The organism is Streptomyces sp. NPDC005722 (assembly GCF_040630935.1).
In the GTDB taxonomy this organism is placed as follows: domain Bacteria; phylum Actinomycetota; class Actinomycetes; order Streptomycetales; family Streptomycetaceae; genus Actinacidiphila.
In genome coordinates this window covers 25860-43382 of record NZ_JBEXYN010000059.1, presented here as the reverse complement: position 1 = coordinate 43382, position 17523 = coordinate 25860, and the positions used below count along the sequence as shown (strand labels likewise).

The 17523-nt window shown below is 73.1% G+C and carries 17 protein-coding genes; 12 read left to right on the top strand and 5 right to left on the bottom strand.

What is annotated here, in order from left to right; genetic code table 11:
• The first annotated feature begins 179 nt into the window (after window positions 1-179).
• Both ABZ479_RS37630 and ABZ479_RS37625 read left to right on the top strand, forming a co-directional pair.
• Window positions 180-1040, top strand: coding sequence for a helix-turn-helix transcriptional regulator (locus ABZ479_RS37630; RefSeq protein ID WP_500465763.1), 861 nt, complete (start codon window positions 180-182; stop codon window positions 1038-1040).
• 135 nt (window positions 1041-1175) lie between these two features.
• A complete protein-coding gene (locus ABZ479_RS37625) occupies window positions 1176-2009 on the top strand; it encodes an oxidoreductase (protein WP_500465762.1) in 834 nt (277 codons plus the stop codon).
• A 96-nt stretch (window positions 2010-2105) separates the two neighbouring features.
• Here ABZ479_RS37625 and ABZ479_RS37620 read toward each other — a convergent pair whose 3' ends face one another.
• From ABZ479_RS37620 to ABZ479_RS37605, 4 genes are read right to left on the bottom strand one after another with little or no spacing between them, the layout of a single operon-like run.
• Complete coding sequence (locus ABZ479_RS37620) at window positions 2106-4061, bottom strand: amylo-alpha-1,6-glucosidase (RefSeq protein WP_500465761.1); 1956 nt, start codon at window positions 4059-4061, stop codon at window positions 2106-2108.
• The gene (locus ABZ479_RS37615; protein WP_500465760.1) at window positions 4058-5428 is read right to left on the bottom strand and encodes an MGH1-like glycoside hydrolase domain-containing protein; all 1371 of its coding nucleotides are present in this window, start codon (window positions 5426-5428) and stop codon (window positions 4058-4060) included. Before ABZ479_RS37615 ends, ABZ479_RS37620 begins: the two co-directional genes overlap by 4 nt.
• Complete coding sequence (locus tag ABZ479_RS37610) at window positions 5425-6225, bottom strand: sugar phosphate isomerase/epimerase family protein (RefSeq protein WP_500465759.1); 801 nt, start codon at window positions 6223-6225, stop codon at window positions 5425-5427. The genes ABZ479_RS37615 and ABZ479_RS37610 overlap by 4 nt, the downstream gene beginning before the upstream one ends.
• 13 nt (window positions 6226-6238) lie before the next feature.
• Complete coding sequence (locus ABZ479_RS37605; RefSeq protein WP_500465758.1) at window positions 6239-7285, bottom strand: zinc-dependent alcohol dehydrogenase; 1047 nt, start codon at window positions 7283-7285, stop codon at window positions 6239-6241.
• A gap of 153 nt (window positions 7286-7438) precedes the next feature.
• Between ABZ479_RS37605 and ABZ479_RS37600 the strand changes: the two genes are divergently transcribed.
• The 10 genes from ABZ479_RS37600 to ABZ479_RS37555 all read left to right on the top strand — a co-directional run bounded on the left by ABZ479_RS37600 (window position 7439) and on the right by ABZ479_RS37555 (window position 16559).
• Window positions 7439-8839, top strand: a complete 1401-nt coding sequence (locus tag ABZ479_RS37600) for an ABC transporter substrate-binding protein (RefSeq protein ID WP_500465757.1) — start codon at window positions 7439-7441, stop codon at window positions 8837-8839.
• 34 nt (window positions 8840-8873) lie between these two features.
• Entirely contained in the window at window positions 8874-9881 is a 1008-nt protein-coding gene (locus tag ABZ479_RS37595; RefSeq protein WP_500465756.1) for a carbohydrate ABC transporter permease, read from the top strand.
• Entirely contained in the window at window positions 9881-10750 is an 870-nt protein-coding gene (locus ABZ479_RS37590; RefSeq protein WP_500465755.1) for a carbohydrate ABC transporter permease, read from the top strand. Before ABZ479_RS37595 ends, ABZ479_RS37590 begins: the two co-directional genes overlap by 1 nt.
• 35 nt (window positions 10751-10785) lie before the next feature.
• The gene (locus tag ABZ479_RS37585; protein WP_500465754.1) at window positions 10786-11982 is read left to right on the top strand and encodes an ROK family protein; all 1197 of its coding nucleotides are present in this window, start codon (window positions 10786-10788) and stop codon (window positions 11980-11982) included.
• 75 nt (window positions 11983-12057) lie between these two features.
• Window positions 12058-12870, top strand: a complete 813-nt coding sequence (locus tag ABZ479_RS37580) for a Gfo/Idh/MocA family protein (RefSeq protein ID WP_500465767.1) — start codon at window positions 12058-12060, stop codon at window positions 12868-12870.
• Window positions 12871-13012: 142 nt separating this feature from the next.
• Window positions 13013-13879 (top strand): NAD-dependent epimerase/dehydratase family protein, encoded by an 867-nt coding sequence (locus ABZ479_RS37575; RefSeq protein WP_500465753.1) that lies wholly within the window; start codon window positions 13013-13015, stop codon window positions 13877-13879.
• A 77-nt stretch (window positions 13880-13956) separates the two neighbouring features.
• Complete coding sequence (locus ABZ479_RS37570; protein WP_500465752.1) at window positions 13957-14832, top strand: LysR family transcriptional regulator; 876 nt, start codon at window positions 13957-13959, stop codon at window positions 14830-14832.
• Window positions 14833-14936: 104 nt separating this feature from the next.
• Window positions 14937-15290 carry a WhiB family transcriptional regulator gene (locus tag ABZ479_RS37565; RefSeq protein WP_500465751.1) on the top strand — a complete coding sequence of 118 codons (354 nt, stop codon included), beginning with the start codon at window positions 14937-14939 and terminating at the stop codon, window positions 15288-15290.
• Window positions 15291-15361: 71 nt separating this feature from the next.
• Window positions 15362-16054: a hypothetical protein gene (locus ABZ479_RS37560; protein ID WP_500465750.1), complete on the top strand. Its 693-nt coding sequence runs from the start codon at window positions 15362-15364 to the stop codon at window positions 16052-16054.
• A gap of 64 nt (window positions 16055-16118) precedes the next feature.
• Complete coding sequence (locus ABZ479_RS37555) at window positions 16119-16559, top strand: hypothetical protein (RefSeq protein ID WP_500465749.1); 441 nt, start codon at window positions 16119-16121, stop codon at window positions 16557-16559.
• Between the two features lie 48 nt (window positions 16560-16607).
• On the opposite strand, the gene ABZ479_RS37550 is transcribed toward ABZ479_RS37555, so the two are convergent.
• Window positions 16608-17033 (bottom strand): nuclear transport factor 2 family protein, encoded by a 426-nt coding sequence (locus ABZ479_RS37550; protein ID WP_500465748.1) that lies wholly within the window; start codon window positions 17031-17033, stop codon window positions 16608-16610.
• Window positions 17034-17523 lie beyond the last annotated feature (490 nt).

Sequence of the window (17523 nt, the reverse complement as noted above, 5' to 3'; positions counted from 1 at the left end):
TGGTGCGTTCGGTGGACGCCCCGGAGCCGCCGCACCCCCCGCAGATGGAGGTGCTTCACCGGCTGCGCCGCCGTTCCCGCGCCGGGGCAGGCCGCGGCGGGGCCCCGCCCGGGAGGCCGCCGCAGGGCCTTCGGCCGCCGGCGCCCCCGGTACCGTCCCGGAGCGTCGATAATCGACGTATGAGTCAGCGCAACGCTTCGAACACCACACTGGGTGACTTCCTGCGGGCGTGCCGTTCCCGGGTGAACCCCGGGGACGTCGGCCTCCCGGACGACGGGCGCCACCGCCGGGTCCCGGGCCTTCGCCGGGAGGAGCTGGCGCAGCTGGCGAACGTGAGCGTGGACTACGTGGTGCGCCTGGAGCAGGGCCGCACGGTGCACGTCTCCACGGCGGTGCTGGAGTCGCTGGCGCGGGCGCTGCGCCTGCGGCCCGACGAGCGCGACTACCTGCTGCGGGTCGCCGCGGCCGGCGCCGAACCGCTCACCCCGGCGCCGGGCCGTATCAGGCCGCAGACGCAGACCCTGCTCGACGGGCTGCAGGAGTACCCGGCCCTGGTGCTGAGCCACCGGCTGGACGTGCTGGGCTGGAACGCGCTGGGCGCGGCGCTGCTCACGGACTTCGCCGCCGTGCCGGAGCCGCGGCGCAACCTCGTGCGCATGGCGTTCCTGGACCCGGCCTTCCGCGAGCTGTACGTGGACTGGCGGACCGTCGCCCGCGAGTGCGTCGCCTACCTCCGCATGGGCGCGGCGCGGGACCCGCAGGACCCGCGGCTGAAAGCGCTGGTGGCGGAACTCTCCGACGCCGACGCCGACTTCCGCCGCTGGTGGTCCGACCACCGGGTGCGGACCCGGGCCGCGGGCGAGAAGACCTTCCGGCACCCGGTGGCCGGCACGATGACGCTGGACTTCCAGAGCCTCGTCGTGGGCGACGACCCGGACCAGACCGTCTTCGTCTACACCGCGCAGCCCGGCACACCCGCCCACGAGGCGCTGCGCTTCCTGGCCACGTGGTCGGCGAGCCCCGCGGCCGTCCGCCCCTGACCGGATCCGACTGGTAACGCCGGTCCCAGGAAGCCGTCGCCTACGGATGATCCTTCTCTGGCCCGCCCTCCACCGCGGGCCGACGCTGGGGCACGTCGACACAACGACCCCCAGTGATCATCAGGAGCACATCACATGACGACGTGGTTCATCACCGGCGCATCCCGCGGGTTCGGTCTCGAGATCGCCCGGCAGGCCCTCGAACGGGGCGACAACGTCGTGGCCACCGCCCGCACCCCCCGCGTTGTAGAGGACGCGCTCGCGGCCCACGCCGACCGGCTGCTGGCCGTACCGCTCGACGTGAACGACGAGGAGCAGGCGCGGGCCGCCGTCGAGGCCGCGGTGGAGCGGTTCGGCACCATCGACGTCCTCGTCAACAACGCCGGCCGCGGTCTGCTCGGCGCGGTGGAGGAGACCAGCGACGCCGAGGCGCGCGCGGTGTTCGACACGAACGTCTTCGGACTGCTGACCGTGACCCGTGCCGTCCTGCCCGTCATGCGGGCCCGGCGGTCGGGGCGGATCGTCAACCTCAGCTCCGTCGGCGGCTTCGTCGGCTGGGCGGGCTGGGGCCTGTACTGCGCGACCAAGTTCTCGGTCGAGGCGGTCACCGAGTCCCTGCGCCTGGAGCTCGCGCCGCTCGGCATCCAGGCGACCGCGGTCGAGCCCGGCCCGTTCCGTACGGACTTCCTGGACTCCTCCTCCCTGCACCGCACCGAGCGGGTCATCGAGGACTACCAGGACAGCGCGGGCGGCATGCGCGCCTGGGCCGACGACAGCAACCACGCCCAGGACGGCGACCCCGTGAAGGCGGCGGCCGCCATCATCACCGTCGCCGGGGCGGAGGAGATGCCGGCCCGCATCCCGCTGGGCAAGGCCAGCGTCGCCGACGTGGAGGCGAAGCTCGCCGGTGTGGCCCGCGAGATCGGGACGTGGCGGGAGCTCGCCCTGTCCACCGACTTCACCTTGTGATCCAGGCCGGCCCCGCGGCCGTGTGAAGGCCCCGGGTCCCCCGCCGTCACGGCCGGGGACCCGGGGCCTTCGGTGCACCGCCTTGGCGGCAGGGTCTCAACGCAGCGCGTCCGGGCCCCCGTTGAGCGCGGTGAGCAGGGCCAGGGGAGTGGCCGCGGCCCACGCCTGGGGCGAGCAGGAGTGCGGGTACGGCACGGGGACCGGGTGCTCGTCCCGGCCGTACCCCGCCATCACCTCCGGCAGGCGCCAGTCGTGGGCGGCGGCGGCCTGGACCAGCCCGTGGGCGATCTGCGAGGCCTCCTCCGCCAGACCGCTGCGCGCCAGCCCCAGCACGACGACCGCGTTGTCGTGCGGCCAGATGCTGCCGCGGTGGTACGACAGCGGGTGGTACGGGGCCTGGCCCGCGGCGAGCGTGCGCACGCCCCAGCCGGAGAAGAAGTCCGGCTGCAGCAGCCGCCGGCCCACCGTCCGCGCGTCGGCCGGGTCGAGGATGCCGGACCACAGCAGGTGCCCGGCGTCCGAGGCGAGCGCGTCCACCTGTCGGTCCTCGCCGTCCAGGGCGAGGGCGGGGAAGTTCCGGCCGCTCATCCAGAAGTCCCGGCGGAACCGCTCCCGCAGGTCGGCCGCGGCCTTCTCGAGCCGGTCCGCCTCCTCGGCGTCACCCCAGACGGTACGGGCCAGGCGGGCGGTGCGGACCAGGGCGTCGTAGGCGTAGCCCTGGACCTCGGCCACGGCGAGCGCGCCCTCGGGGCGGCGGCCGTCGGCGAAGCAGATGGCCCCTTCGGAGTCCTTCCAGTTCTGGTGCGCCAGCCCGCCGCGCGCCGCGTCGGAGGTGTAGCGGAGGTAGCCGCCCGCGCCCAGCCCGCCGTCGCGGAACATCCACTCCACCGCGGCACGGGCGTGCGGCTCCAGGCGCCGCGCGAGCCCGGGGTCGCCGGTCGCCGCGCTGTGCGCCTCCAGCAGCACCAGGAACAGCGGTGTGGCGTCGACGCTGCCGTAGTAGCGGCCGTACGGTACCTGCCGGAAGTGGGCGAGTTCGCCGTGCCGGACCTCGTGCACGATCCGGCCCGGCTGCTCGAGGCGGGCCGCGTCGTGCCGGGTGCCCTGGGCCGCGGCGAGGGCCAGCAGCGTGTCCGCGGCCAGCTCCGGCCGGTACGGCAGCGCGAAGAGCGAGGTCAGCAGGGAGTCGCGGCCGAAGAGGGTGAGGAACCAGGGGATGCCGGCCGCGGGCACCAGCAGCGGCTCGCCGGCCGGGCCCGTCGCCGGCACGCGCAGCCGGGCCAGGTCGGCCAGGCCCGCCGCGCAGGCGCGCGCGAGTTCGTCCCAGTTGGTCAGCGAACGCGGCCGCGGCCGCGCCTGGACGAAGCCGTCCTCCTCGGCGGCGTGCCGGTTGCGGACCGACTCCGGGTCCGGGGGAGCGGCCGGTTCGGCGGCGCCGTGGGGCACCGCCCGGACGCTCAGGGCGAGCTCCGCCGCGCCGTGCCCGGGCAGCGGCAGCCGCCAGGTCAGCAGGCGCGCGGTGCCCGCGGGCTCCGTCCGGCGGACGGCCGCGGGGGCGGGGGAGGCGGTGACGGTGGTCCGGGCGTCCCAGTCCTCGCCGCGCCGGTAGCGGAAGGTGACACCGTCCGGACGGTCCTCGGCGGTGCGCCGGCCGTCCGCCTTGTCGTAGCGCCGGTGGTCGCCGCGCAGCTCGAACTGGTCCGCGAAGTCGGCGTCCACCTCCAGCGCGATCTCCACCGTGACCGGCTCCGCGCGGTTGCTGACCACACGGACGCGCTCGGTGAGGGCGCCCGCCTCGACGGCCTGCCGGCGGAAGAGCGAGTACGCCGGGGGTTCGTCCCGGCCGCCCTCGGGGGTGAGGACGAAACCGTCGTCGGAGGAGGTCAGCAGGGACGGCACGACACCGTCCGCGGTGAGCCGCCAGCGGCTCAGGTGCCGGGCGTCGCGGATGAAGAGGCCGTCGGGGGTGTCCCCGCGCCGTCCGGTGATGTCGCCGGAGCGGCTGGTGGAGGCGAAGGTGCCGCGGTGGACCAGCAGACGTTCGACGGTCATCGGGCGGGCTCTCCTTGCGGTGTCCGGTGCAGCAGGTCCAGGGCCAGGGCGGCGGTCCAGCTGAAGCGGCGGATGCCGCGGCCCTGGCCGCCGTGCGGTTCGACGTACTCGGCGAACCCGGTGCGGCGGGCGTCGTCGAGCGCCTGGTCGCGCAGGGCGTCGGCCGCGCGGTCCGCGCCGTGCTGCCGCAGCCCGCGCTCGACCAGCCAGGCGGTGTTGAACCAGCTGGGGCCCCGCCAGTAGCGGTTGCCGTCGTACTCAGGGGCGGTGAGGTCGTAGCTCGGCACCAGGTGCACCCGGCCGAGCCCGAAGCGCTCGCCGTGCGCCGTCGCGATCAGCGACCGCGCGACGTCCTGCGGGAGGCCGGGCACGACCAGCGGCACCAGGCCCGCGACGCTGTGGCCGCCGACCGTCTCGCCGGTCGTCAGGTCGCGGGCGAGGAAGATGCCGGCGGCGGGGTCCCACAGCCGCTCCACCAGGGCGGACGTGGCCTCGGTCGCCCTGCGGCGGTGCGGCGCGGGGTCCGCGCCGGTCGCCGCGGCGATCTCGGCGAGGGCGTGCTCGGACGCGATCGCCAGGGCGTTGAAGCAGGGGTCCTCGAGGGCGAAGGCGTGCGGGGTGCGCGCGTCGTCGTAGCCGTGGTCGCGGTAGTCGGCGGCGAGCCGGACGTAGCGGCCGTAGTCGAGGTCGGTGGGGCGGTCGGCGGCCGCGCTGTGGTCGAGGTCCGCCCTGCGGAAGGACTCCGGCGGCGCCGGTTCGACGCGGGCGAGCGCCGCGTCCCACACCGGGCTGTTGTCCAGCCCCGGCTCCCAGGGGTGCACCACGGTCGCCAGCCCGCCGCCGCCCAGGTCGCGCGAGCCGGCGAGGTAGCGGTGCCAGGCGGCCAGCCGGGGGTACATCCGCCGCAGGAAGCCGCGCCGCCGGGACTCGGCCGGGTCCGCGAGGTGGACCTGCCAGGCGGCGAGCGCGTGCACCGGCGGCTGGACGATGCCGGAGGTCTCGATGTCCGCGGGGGCGCCCGACGCCGCGCCCGCGGACGAGCTGCGCCAGAAGTCGGGGCTCGGGAAGTACGCGTCCAGGGGCACCGAGGGGTTGAAGACGATGTGCGGGATCCGGCCGTCCCGCCACTGCGCCCCGAGCAGGGTCTCCAGCTCCCGCTGGGCCCTGCGCGGAGCGAGCCGGGCCAGCCCGATGGCGATGAAGGCGGAGTCCCAGCTCCACTGGTGCGGGTAGAGGGTGCGCGAAGGGACGGTCGCCGCGCCCGTCCAGTTGGACAGCAGCACGCGGGCCGCGGCCCGGCGCAGCGCGGCGTCCCGGTCCTCCTCGCGACCCGCGGACCGCAGGGCCGGTTCGAGGACGGCCGTCATCCGGTGGCCCGGTGCAGGAAGGCGGGGACCGAGCGCACGGCGTCGACGGGGTCGCCGGTCAGACGGCATTCCGCGGCCAGGTAGCCGTCGTAACCGGCGGCGTCCAGCGCTCCGAGCCACGCGGGCCAGTCCAGGTGGCCCGCGCCGGGCTGGAAGCGGTTGGAGTCGCTGACCTGGGCGTGGCCGATCAGCGGTGCCACGGCCAGGATGGCCGCCGCCGGATCGGTCTCCTCGATGTTCATGTGGTAGCTGTCGATCCCGATGCGCACCGAGTCCAGACCGACGGTGCGGATCAGGCCGGCGGCCTGCTCCAGCCGGTTGACCATGTGGTCCTCGTAGCGGTTGAGGGGCTCGAGGAACAGCGTGACCCCCTCGGCGCGGGCGTGCTCGCCCAGTTCCGTCAGCCCCGTCAGGAGCACCTCGCGGTCCTCCTCCTCGCTGCGCGGCGGCTCGAAGGGCGGCAGCCGGCGGGAGAACATGCCGTAGGAGGCGGGGGTCTGGGCGCCCAGACCGCCGAGTTCGGCGATGACGCTGAGCTGCGACTTCATCTGTGCGACGGCGTCGCGGCGCAGGTCGGGGTCGAAGGCGCCGAAGAAGTGCAGCATGTCGACGCAGACGGTCGGCATGACGACGCCGTCGGCCTGCGCCCTGCGCAGCTCGGGGAGCCGGTCGCGGAAGTGGAAGTCGCCCTTCCCGCGCAGTTCGACGGCGTCGTAGCCGGCCTCCTGGGCGAACTCCCACTTCTGCTGGAGGGTGTCACCGGGCAGCAGCTGTTCCTGGCAAGCGGTCTTGAACATCTCGAGGGGCCTCTCAGAACTCCAGGACGACCTGGAGCGCGTCGGCGGGACGCTCATCCAGCAGGACGTAGGCTTCGGCCGCGTCGGCGACCGGGACGACATGGCTGACGAGGGACCGCACGTCGACGTGCCCCTCGGCGACCAGCCGCAGGAAGGTCTGCTGCAGGCGCTCGACGCTCCAGCGCCCGGAGAGCTGCGGCGGGACCCCGCCGATCTGGGAGCAGATCAGCTGGACGCGGTTGTGGTGGAACTCGTCACCGAGTCGCAGGCCCACACCGTCGCCCTGGTAGAAGCCGGAGGCCACGACCCGGCCGCCGACCGCGACCGAGCGCAGGGCGTCGTGCAGGGCCGGGTAGGCGCCGCTGATCTCGATGGCGACGTCGGCGCCGCGGCCGTCGGTGGCGGTGCGGATCCGCTCGGCGACCGCGTCCGTACGGGCGTTGAGGGTGGTCGTCGCGCCGTACTCCGCGGCCTTGGCGAGGCGGACGTCGAGCGCGTCGACGGCGGTGACGCGGGCGCCGTTCAGCTGGGCGAGGCGGGTGGTGAGCAGTCCGATGACGCCCTGGCCGAAGACGGCGACGTCCTCGCCGAGGTGGACGTCGGCACCGAGGACGGCGTTGTAGGCGATCGCGCCGACGCGGGCGAAGGCCCCGGCCAGCGGCTCCAGGCCGGCCGGGAGCACGTGCCCGGCCATGCGCTCGGCGGGCACGACGCCCTCGCTGCGGTGGCCCCAGATGCCCCAGACCAGTTCGCCGACGGCCGGCATGCCGGGCACGTCCGTGAGTTCGGGTGAGACTTCCGTCACCTCGCCGACCTCGGAGTACCCCCAGCCCGCCACGGGGTACTCGATGCCCGCCGCGCCGTCGCGGAACAGGCGGGCCTCCGGGTCCCAGGTGCGGGTCAGGTACGGGTTGGTCCCGCGGTACGCGGTGAGTTCGGTGCCGGCCGAGATGCCGGAGTAGCGGGTCCTCACGCGCAGATGGCCGGGGGGCAGGGGGACTGACTCGCTCGGGGCGACCTCCACCTGACGGGGGCCGGTGAACTGGACTACGCGTTCCACAGGGGGACTCCGGAAAGATCGGTTATGCGGTCCGTTCAGCCATCGACGGCTGACTTACGTCGAAGATATCCGAGACTTAAGTCTTGTCAACAAGCAAAAGTGGTGCTCTGATGCAACGCGTACGTAACGCAAGGCTGACGATGAGGACGGTTGATGCGCATGTGGTCCCGACGGTCGAGGGCGCTGGCGAGCGGCTTGGCCGCCGTAGTGGGAATCGGGGTGATGTCCGGCTGCGCGGCGCAGGACAACGGGAAACCCGACAACAAGATCACCGTCTGGAGCCTGGAGAACCTCACCGATCGCGTCGAGGCGACGAAGAAGGTCGTCTCCGCCTTCGAGAAGGAGTCCGGGGTCAAGGTGAACCTCGTCGGGGTCGACGAGGGCCAGCTGCCGCAGCTGATCATGTCGGCCGCCGCCGCGGGCACCCTTCCCGACGTCATCGGCGGCATACCCCTCGCGCCGGTCTGGCAGATGTACAGCAACGGCCTGCTGAACACCGCCGCCACGAAGAAGATCGTCGACGACCTGGGGGCCGGCACCTTCAACGGCAACGCCCTCAAGCTGACCGGCGACGGCGCCACCCGCCTCGGCGTGCCCAGCGACGCCTGGATGCAGATCCTCGTCTACCGCAAGGACCTCTTCGCCAAGGCAGGTCTCGCCGCCCCCGACAGCTACGACGCGATGCTCAAGGCCGCGCGGAAGCTCAACAGCGGAGGCACCAGCGGCATCTCGCTCTCCACCGACCCCAGCGACGTCTTCACCCAGCAGAGCTTCGAGGACCTCGCCCTCGCCAACGGCTGCGAACTCGCCGACGCCAAGGGCGACGTCACCCTCGACAGCCCGCAGTGCGACCGCGCCTTCGACGCCTACGACAAGCTCGCCGGCGACTACGGCGCCCCCGGAACCCAGACCGTGGACACCACCCGGGCCGTCTACTTCGCCGGCCGCTCCTCCATGATCGTCTGGTCCACCTTCCTCCTCGACGAGCTGGCCGGCCTGCGCGGCGACGCCCTGCCCAGCTGCGCCCCGTGCAAGAAGGACCCGCAGTACCTCTCCGACAACAGCGGGATCGTCACCGCGCTGAGCGGTCCCGACGCCGCCAAGCCCGCCCAGTTCGGCGAGGTCTCCTCCTGGGTGGTGACCAAGACCGCGGAGACCGCGGCCTCGGAGAAGTTCATCGAGTACATGATGGGCGACGGCTACCAGGGCTGGTTCGGCATGGCCCCCGAGGGCAAGATCCCGGTCCGGTCCGGAACCGCCGACGACCCGCAGAAGTACCTCAAGGCCTGGCGGGCCAGCGACATGGGCGTGGACACGAAGAAGTCCATGGAAGAGGTCTTCTCCCCGCAGCTGCTCGACGAACTCATCGCCGGGGTCGGCAACATGAAGCGCTGGGGCATCACCCAGGGTCAGGGCGCGCTCGTGGGCGCCACCATCGGCGAACTGCCCATCCCCAAGGCGGTGGGCGACATGACCACCGGCCAGACCTCCCCCCAGGAGGCCGCCGAGGAGGCCGACGAGGAAGTCGCGTCCCTGCAGAAGTCCCTCCAGTGAGCCGCCCCCGGCCTCGTCCTTCAAGGAAGCAGTGATGAGCACCGCACAGAGCACACAGCAGCGGAGAACGCCGGAGGCGGATACCGCGAACACCAAGCCCCGGCGCCAACTGACCCTGGCCCAGCGGGAGAACCGGGCCGGACTCGCCTTCGTCTCGCCCACCCTCCTGGTGGTGCTGGTCGTCGTGGTCCTGCCGATCGCCTGGACCGTCCTGCTGGCCTTCCAGCACGCCCGGCTGGTCGACATCCAGAGCATGGGCTTCCTGTCCAACTGGACCTGGAGCAACTTCAGCGAGGTCTTCACCTCGCCCGGCTTCTGGACCTCGCTGTGGACCACGCTGGTCTACACGGTCGGCGCCACGGCCGGCTCCATCGTCCTCGGCCTGATCGCCGCCCTCGCGCTGCGCCGTCCCTTCCGCGGCCGGGCCCTGCTGCGCGGCACCATGCTGCTGCCGTACGTGGCGCCCGTCGTCGCCGTGACCTTCGTCTGGGAGATCGCGCTCAGCCCGCAGTTCGGCATCGTCAACGAGGTGGGCACCAAGCTGTTCGGCTGGGACGAACCGGTCGCCTTCCTGTCGACCCGGTCCCAGGAGATCTCCCTCCTCGGGTGGCACGTCCACGTGCCGCTGGCCCTGTTCACCGTGATCGCCTTCGAGACCTGGCGCTACTTCCCCTTCGCCTTCCTCTTCCTGATGGCCCGGCTACAGGCCGTCCCGGAGGGCCTGGAGGAGGCCGCCGTCGTCGACGGCGCCACCATCACCCAGCGCTTCCGCCACATCCTGCTGCCCCAGCTGATGCCGGTCATCGCGCTGCTGGCGGTGCTGCGCTTCATCCTCACCTTCAACAAGTTCGACGACATCTACCTGCTCACGGGCGGCGGCTCCGGCACCGACGTGGTCGCCGTGCGCGTCTACGACTTCCTCACCGCCCGCTACGACGTGGGCGCCGCCGCGGCCCAGGCCCTCGTCCTCGCCGCGATCCTCGCCGTGCTGCTCGGCATCTACTTCAAGTTCTTCGCCAAGAAGGTCCAGGAGGAGGCGTGATGGCCAGTCGTGCACAGATCGAGGACCGCACCTTCGCCGTCCTGCGCTGGGTGGTGATCGCCGGACTCGCCGTCATCACGATCTTCCCCTTCTACTACATGCTGCTGCTCTCGGTGAAGCCCATCGACCAGCTGCTGCTCGACCCAGGCAAGCTGTGGGTCGGCACCTCCGAGTTCACCCTCGACACCTACCGCACCGTCCTCAAGTCCGTGGACGACGGCGGCCAGGGCTTCCTGCGGATGCTCGGCAACTCCGCGCTCGTCGCGCTCGGCTCGATGCTGCTCACCCTGCTGGTGTCCGTCCCCGGCGCCTACGCCATCACCCGGCTGAGGTTCTTCGGCGGCCGGCAGGTCAGCGCGCTGTTCCTGGCGGTCTACCTCTTCCCCGCGACGCTGCTCGCGGTGCCGCTGTTCGTCGTGTTCGCCCGCATCGGCCTGCAGGGCAGCCTGTTCGGCCTCGCGATCGTGTACATCGCGCAGACCGTGCCGGTGTCCATCTACATGCTCAAGAACTACTTCATCACCATCCCGGAGAGCATCGAGGAAGCCGCCGCCCTCGACGGCGCCTCGCGGCTGCAGACCGTCCGGCGGATCGTCCTGCCGCTGGCCGCACCCTCGTTGATGGCCACCGGGCTGTACGTCTTCATGATCGCCTGGAACGAGTTCCTCTTCGCGCTGCTCTTCCTGGCCGCCGATCCGGACAAGTGGACGGTGTCCCTGGGACTCCAGCAGCTCGCCAACGGCATCGAGGTGCCGAAGACCGTCCTCATGGCAGGCTCCGTCGTGCTGACGATTCCCGTGGTACTCCTTTTCTACGCGGCCGAACGGCTCCTCACCGAGGGCCTGACCAGCGGCGCGGACAAGAGCTGAGCACCATGGCCCGACACGAGGGGGAGCGAGCACGGATGGCTACGCCCTGGAGCACCGCCGGACACCTGCTGGAACTGATCAGGACCGGACAGGCGACCACCCGTAGGGAACTCCAGCGCGTGACGGGCCTGTCCCGCTCCACCGTCGGCCAGCGGCTGGACCAGCTCTTCGCCGCCGGCTGGCTGCGGACCGTACCCGGCGGGCAGTCCACCGGCGGACGGCCCTCCACCCACCTGCAGTTCGACGCCGGGCACGCCGCCGTGCTCGCCGCCGACCTGGACACCACCTCCGCCCGCGCGGCGGTGCTGGACCTGTCCGGCCGGGTACTGGCCGAGCACACCGGGGAGTTGCTGCTCGACCAGGGCCCGGACCGGGTGCTGGACGAGCTCGGCCGCTGGTTCGCCAAGCTCGTCGTGGCCGCCGGCGTCCCGGCGGCCACCGTGTGCGGCGTCGGGCTGTCGGTGCCCGGCCCCGTCGACTGGACCACCGGCGTGGTGGTCCGGCCGCCGATCATGCCCGGCTGGGACGGGTACCCCGTCCCCGCCCGCATGCAGGAGGCGCTGGCCCGCCACGCCGGCCTGCCCGCCTCGGTGCCGGTCCTCGTCGACAACGACGCCAACCTGATGGCCCTGGGCGAACAGCGCGACTCCTGGCGCGACTGCTCGGCCTTCGTGCTGGTCAAGGTCTCCACCGGCATCGGCGCGGGCGTCGTCATCGACGGCACCGCCTTCCGCGGGATCGACGGCGGCGCGGGCGACCTCGGGCACATCCGCCTGCACGACGCGTCCGACGCCCTGTGCATGTGCGGCTCCCACGGCTGCCTCGCCGCCGTCGCCAGCGGCCGCGCGCTGGCCGGGCAGCTCAGCGCCCTCGGCGTACCGGCCGGCTCCGCCGCGCAGGTGCGCGAGCACCTCGACGCCGGCCACCCCGACGCGGTGCGCCTCGCCCGCGAGGCCGGCCGGCGCTGCGGCGAGGTGCTGGTCACGGTCGTCACCCTGCTCAACCCCGGTGTCCTGATGATCGCCGGAGACCTCGCCGAGACCCACTTCGTCACCGGGGTGCGCGAACTGCTGTACCAGCGCGCGCTGCCCCGGGCCACCCGCAACCTGCAGGTCGTGACCTCCCGCCTCGGTGACCGCGCCGCCCTCGCCGGCGCCACCGCCATGGTGGTCGAGCACCTCTACGCCCCGGACCAGGCCAACGAACGGCTGGCCGCCGCGGCCCCCAACTGACCCTGGAGCACCACCGTGAACACCCCTGCCCCCGTCGAGGTCGGACTGATCGGCGCCGGTCCCTGGGCCCGTACGATGCACGCGCGGATCCTGGCCGCCGGACCCGAGACCCGGCTCACCGCCGTCTGGGCCCGGCGGACCGAGGCCGCCCGCGAGATCGCCGACACCTACGGCGCGGTGACGGCCGGCAGCCCGGAGGAACTCTTCGACCGCTGCGAGGCGGTGGCCTTCGCCGTGCCGCCCGCCGTCCAGGCCGGACTCGCCGTACGCGCCGCCAAGGCCGGCAAGGCCCTGCTGCTGGAGAAGCCGCTCGGCCCCGACCTGGCCTCGGCACGCGCGGTCGCCGACGCCGTCGCGGAGGCCGGCGTCGTCTCCCAAATGGTGCTGACCAAGCGCTACCAGGCTGAGACCCGCGACTTCCTGCGCCGCGCACAGGAGGCCGAGATCACCGGCGCGCGGTCCTGCTACCTGCACGGGGCCTTCCTGGGCGGGGAGTTCGCCACCGGCTGGCGCCTGGAACAGGGCGCCCTGCTCGACCTCGGCCCGCACCTGATCGACCTGCTCGACGCCGCCGTCGGCCCCATCACCTCCATCCGTGCCACCGGCGACCCCCGCAAGTGGGTCGAGGTCACCTGCGAGCACGAGAACGGCGCGGTCAGCCAGGCCTCCCTCTCCGGCAGCGTCCGGCTGCCGAAGCCCCGGACCCGCATCGAACTCCTCGGCCCGGGCGGAGAGCTCGTGTACGACACCTCCGTCATCGACCACGAGGAGGGCTGGCCCGTCCTGCGCGCCGAGTTCGCCGCCGCCGTCCGCTCCGGCCGCGCGGGCGAGCTCGACGCGCGGCGCGGACTGCGCCTGCAGGAACTCATCGACGCGGCCCTCCGGTGACGTCCGGCGGTGACGTCCTGTGCTGACGACCGGCGCTGATACCCGGCGGGCATCACAGGGCCGGGAACAGGTCTTGGACGCGCCGCCCGCCCCGCCCGAAGACTCGGAGGTGTCACAGCACACCACGAGAAGGGCGAACGTCATGAAGGTCTTCCTCACCGGAGGCTCCGGTTACGTCGGGCGGGCCACCATCGAGGCCCTGGTGCGCCGCGGCGTCCAGGTCGCCGCCCTGGCGCGCAGCGAGGACGCGGCCCGGACCGTCCGCGACCTCGGGGCCGTCCCCGTACCGGGGGACCTGACCGCGACGAACGTGCTGCGGGCCGCCGCACGCGCCGCCGACGGGGTCGTCCACCTGGGCCAGCACTACGGTCCCGACACCGCCGAGGTCGACCGTGCGGCGGCCGAGGCACTGCAGGACGGCGCCGGGCCGCGTCCCTACGTCCACACCGGCGGGGTGTGGGTCTACGGCGACACCGACGGCGTGGCGGACGAGGACGCCCCGCTCTCCCCGCCGCGCATCACCGCCTGGCGGATGGAGAACGAGAAGCGCGTCCTGGCCCGCGCCGCGACCGGCGAGCGGCCCGTCCTGGTCATGCCCGGCCTGGTCCACGGCCGCTCGGGCGGGCTCGTCGAGACGTTCTACGCGGCCCCGGGCCGTGAGACCGGGTCCGTGCCCTGCGTGGGCGACGGGGCCAACCACTGGTCGACCGTCCACGTCGACGACGTCGCCGAGCTCTACGTGCTGGCCCTCGACGCCGCCCCCGGCTCCGTCTACGCCGGGGTCGACGACCGCCACCCGACGCAGGCCGAGGTCGCCCACGCGGTCAGCCGGGCGATCGGCCGGCCCGGACCCCTCCGGCACCTGACGGAGGAGGAGGCCGAGCAGCGGATGGGCCCCATCGCGGAGGCCTTCGCCCTCGACCAGCGGCTCACCGGTGCCCGGGCCCGCCGCGAGCTGGGCTGGCGGCCCACCCGGCGCGACCTGGCGGCCGACCTCGCCCGCCCGTGAGCCCGCTCCCCTGAGAAGCGCGGTCCGGGCGGATACGCTCGGATGTGTCCGTCCCGGCGAGGAACGAGGAGCGGCCCGTGGACCTCGATCTCCGCAAGCTGCGGTACTTCGTCGCGGTGGCCGAGGAACTGCACTTCGGCAGGGCCGCGGAACGCCTGCACATCGCGCAGCCCGTGCTGTCGCGGCAGATCAGGGCGCTGGAGGACGAGCTCAAGGTACGGCTGTTCTCCCGCGACCGCCGCAGCACCGAGCTGACCGCCGCCGGCACGCAGCTCCTCTCCGACGCCGGACCGCTCCTGGCGGCCGCCGACGCCACCCGGCGGCGCGTCACCCGTGCCGCCCGGGGCCACGCCTCCTTCACCGTGGGATTCATGCCGGGGCTGATCGTCACGGGTGCCGTGCGGGAGTTCTCCGGCCGGCACCCGGACCTGTCGGTCGAGGTCGTCAGGACGGGCTGGGACGACCAGACGGAGGTCATCCTCGACGGGCGCGTCGACATCGGCTACGTCAGGATGCCCGTCGACACCCGGGGCCTGGCGACCCGCAGCCTCCTCGCCGAGCCCCGCGTCGCCGTCCTGCCCGCGGACCACCCCTGTGCCGACAAGCCCGTCCTCGGCATCGCGGACCTCGCCGGCGAGCACCTCCTGCAGGACCCGGCCGCCGTGCCCGAGTGGCGTGACGTCGCCCGGGAACCCGCCGGTCCGGGACGCCGGCCGGACGTACCGGTCTTCCGCTCCGTCGAGGAGAAGCTCGAGAGCGTGGCGGCGGGGCGCGGGGTCGTCGTGCTGCCGCTCTCCACCGCGACGTACTACACCCGTGCCGACATCGCCCACGTCGAGATCGAGGACATCGGCCCCAACCGGGTGTTCCTGGCCTGGGACGGCAACCGGCACGATGCGCTGATCGAGGAGTTCGCCGACATCGCCGTCGCCCGCGCCGACTCGTCCGCCTGACCGCTGAACGGTTTCCGCACCCGGTCCGTACTGAGGGCACGGGGACGAGAGGAGAGGCCCCGCGCGAAGGCGCGACGGGGTGGCGGAGCGGGAGAGAGACGCCGATGAATCTTGACGTGGTGGGGGAGCCGGTGCCGACGGGTGCCGGCGGCGAGGCCGACGTCTGGGTGGAGAACTGGGGAGCGCAGGCCATGTGCCGGATGGAGGACCCGGACGTGCTGTTCGTCCAGGGCGCCGCCCAGAAGCGGGTCAAGGCCGTGTGCGGCGGTTGCCCCGTGCGCACCGAGTGCCTGGCCGACGCCCTCGACAACCGTACCGAGTTCGGGATCTGGGGCGGCATGACGGAGCGTGAGCGCCGCGCTCTGCTGCGCCGCCGCCCCACCGTCACGTCCTGGCGCACCCTGCTGCGGACGGCGCGCCAGGCCTACGAGCGGGGACCGCAGCGGGCCTCGGCCTGAAGCGCGGCCGCACACCGGCGGCGGCAGGGCTCCAGCAGCGTTGTCGGACCACGCTGTTACGGTCACCTGTCATGGCGGCGGACGATGGAATCGCGTGGATCGGCGGGCGCCGGCCGGATTCAGACGACCCCCTCCTGGGGGTGCAGGCCGGTCTCGTGTTCGCGGAGCACGTCGCGCCGCAGGACCTCGCGGTGGTCTTCGGGGCCGTCCCCTGGGAGATCCCCGAGCCCGTCGGCGCCGAGGCCAAGGCCGTCCACGAGAGGACCCACCCCCGCATCCGGGTCCCCGACGAACCCCTCCTCACCGCCTACGGGAAGGAAGGGGACTGGTCCTTCCTCGCCGGGGCCTTCGACTACCTGGTCCACTTCCGGGAGGGCTTCGCGCTGCCCCGGGGGACGGGCCGGGCCGTCCTCCCCTACAACATCGCCGCAAAGGGCATGTACTGCATGGCCTACTTCGAGGACGGCCGCCAGGTGTGGAGCGGCGAGATCCACGGCCGCTTCGCCGGCGCGGCCGGACCGGACGGCGGACACTACTTCGACCATGCGCCGGAGATGTCCTTCCTCAACTGGGCCATGCACGACGCGGGATGCCGTCCCGAGGTCCGCTACGCCGCCGGGCGCCCGGTCTTCGAGGACGAAGGCCGGATCACCGACTGGCGGGAGCGGTTCCTCAAGGGACTGGAGATCGCCTTCGGGATCTCCGTGTGCCAGGAGGCCTTCGACGCGGGCCAGTACCCGCTGGCCTCCGTGTGCGAGTCCTGATCACCGCCGGGCCGTTCGAGGGCGCCGGACGCAACCGGGCCGGGCGATCGGGCACCATGGCCCGGTGAGCACCATCGTCGAGTTCTTCGTCGCGCCGGGTCACGACACGGCCGCCGCGGTCGTGGTCGGCGGCCCCGGCAGGGCGTTCGAGTCGCTGAAGTACGGCAACTTCGACGCCGAGGAAGCGCTGATCGAGTGGGAGGGCATCGTCACCGGCCGGAGTTTCGACGAACTCGTCGACGCCGGTGTGCCCAAAGCCGTCGCCGTCGCCGGCGACTGGGAAGGTCCCGTCGTCCTCGCCGTTTCCCGAGCCCTTCAGGACGCGCTCGCCGCCGCCGACGCGCCCCGGCTCGCCGAGATCGGCGAAGCGTGGATCCGGCAGCGGGCGGCGGACGGGGAGGTGTTCGACCACGAGATCGTGACCGAGATCCTGGGCGGTCTCGCCCGGCTGGCCCGCGGCCTCGGCGGGCGGGACGGCCACCGCCTCTACTGCTGGACGGCGTAGGGGCGCGGGCGTACCGCCGGTCAACTCCCGCTCGGTCAAGCGCCCGTGTCAGTCCGGCGCGCCGGTGCCGTCGATCGCCGTGGCGACGGGCCCGCCCTCGCCGTAGGCGTCGAACCCGACGATCCTGCCCTCCTCGACCGTGAAGACGTGGACGACCGCGGAGTCGAAGGGCCCGCCGGTCCCTGGGCCCGCGCCTTGCGTGCGTCCCACGGCGACGACCTGGCCGCCCTCCTCGAAGAGCCGGTCGGTCTCGATGCGGCTCTCGATCATGTGGAACGTCTTCTTGAATAACGCCGCGAAACCGGCGAGTCCGGGGTCCGCGCCACCGGCAGGCAGTGCGTCCGTCACCCGGATCCGGATCCCCGGGGAGGCGATGGCGGCCAGGGTGTCGCGGTCGGACCGCAGCATGGCGTCGTACATCGCCTCGGCGACCTCCTGTGGGGCCGCGCTCCCGGATCCTGGCGTCTCGGGCATGGCGATCTCCTGAGGTGATTCAAGGATCAACTGTTGGGAAGGTTGTCGGATCGTAGGCGAGCATAGGGGAATCGGGGGTTCCTTCGCCGGACGGTCCGAAGGGCGGGACCCGGCACGTCCGTTGACGTTCCTGGCCCGCTCGGGGCGTGCCACGGGTCAAGACCGAACACCTCGTGGCGGGTCGCCACGGAAGCCACCCCGGCCGGGTCCTCGTACCGGACGTGCGGCCGCCCGCCGAGCCTCCGCACGTACTCCTCCGCCTCGCAGCGCAGCGGACGCGTCCACGCGGTGCGGTCGTGGTGGAGCACCATGCTGACCAGCGGCGCGACACCGATGCCCGAGGTGGCGAGGGGCAGCGGGGCGTCGGAGTCGTCCGGGACCACCTCGCCGTAGGGCGTGACATCCGGACGGTGACCCCGAGCCCCAGGTGCTCGTGCGGGAAGAGCGACGGGCGCCGACGTCAGGCCGGCTGAACCGGCGCAGCCGGAAC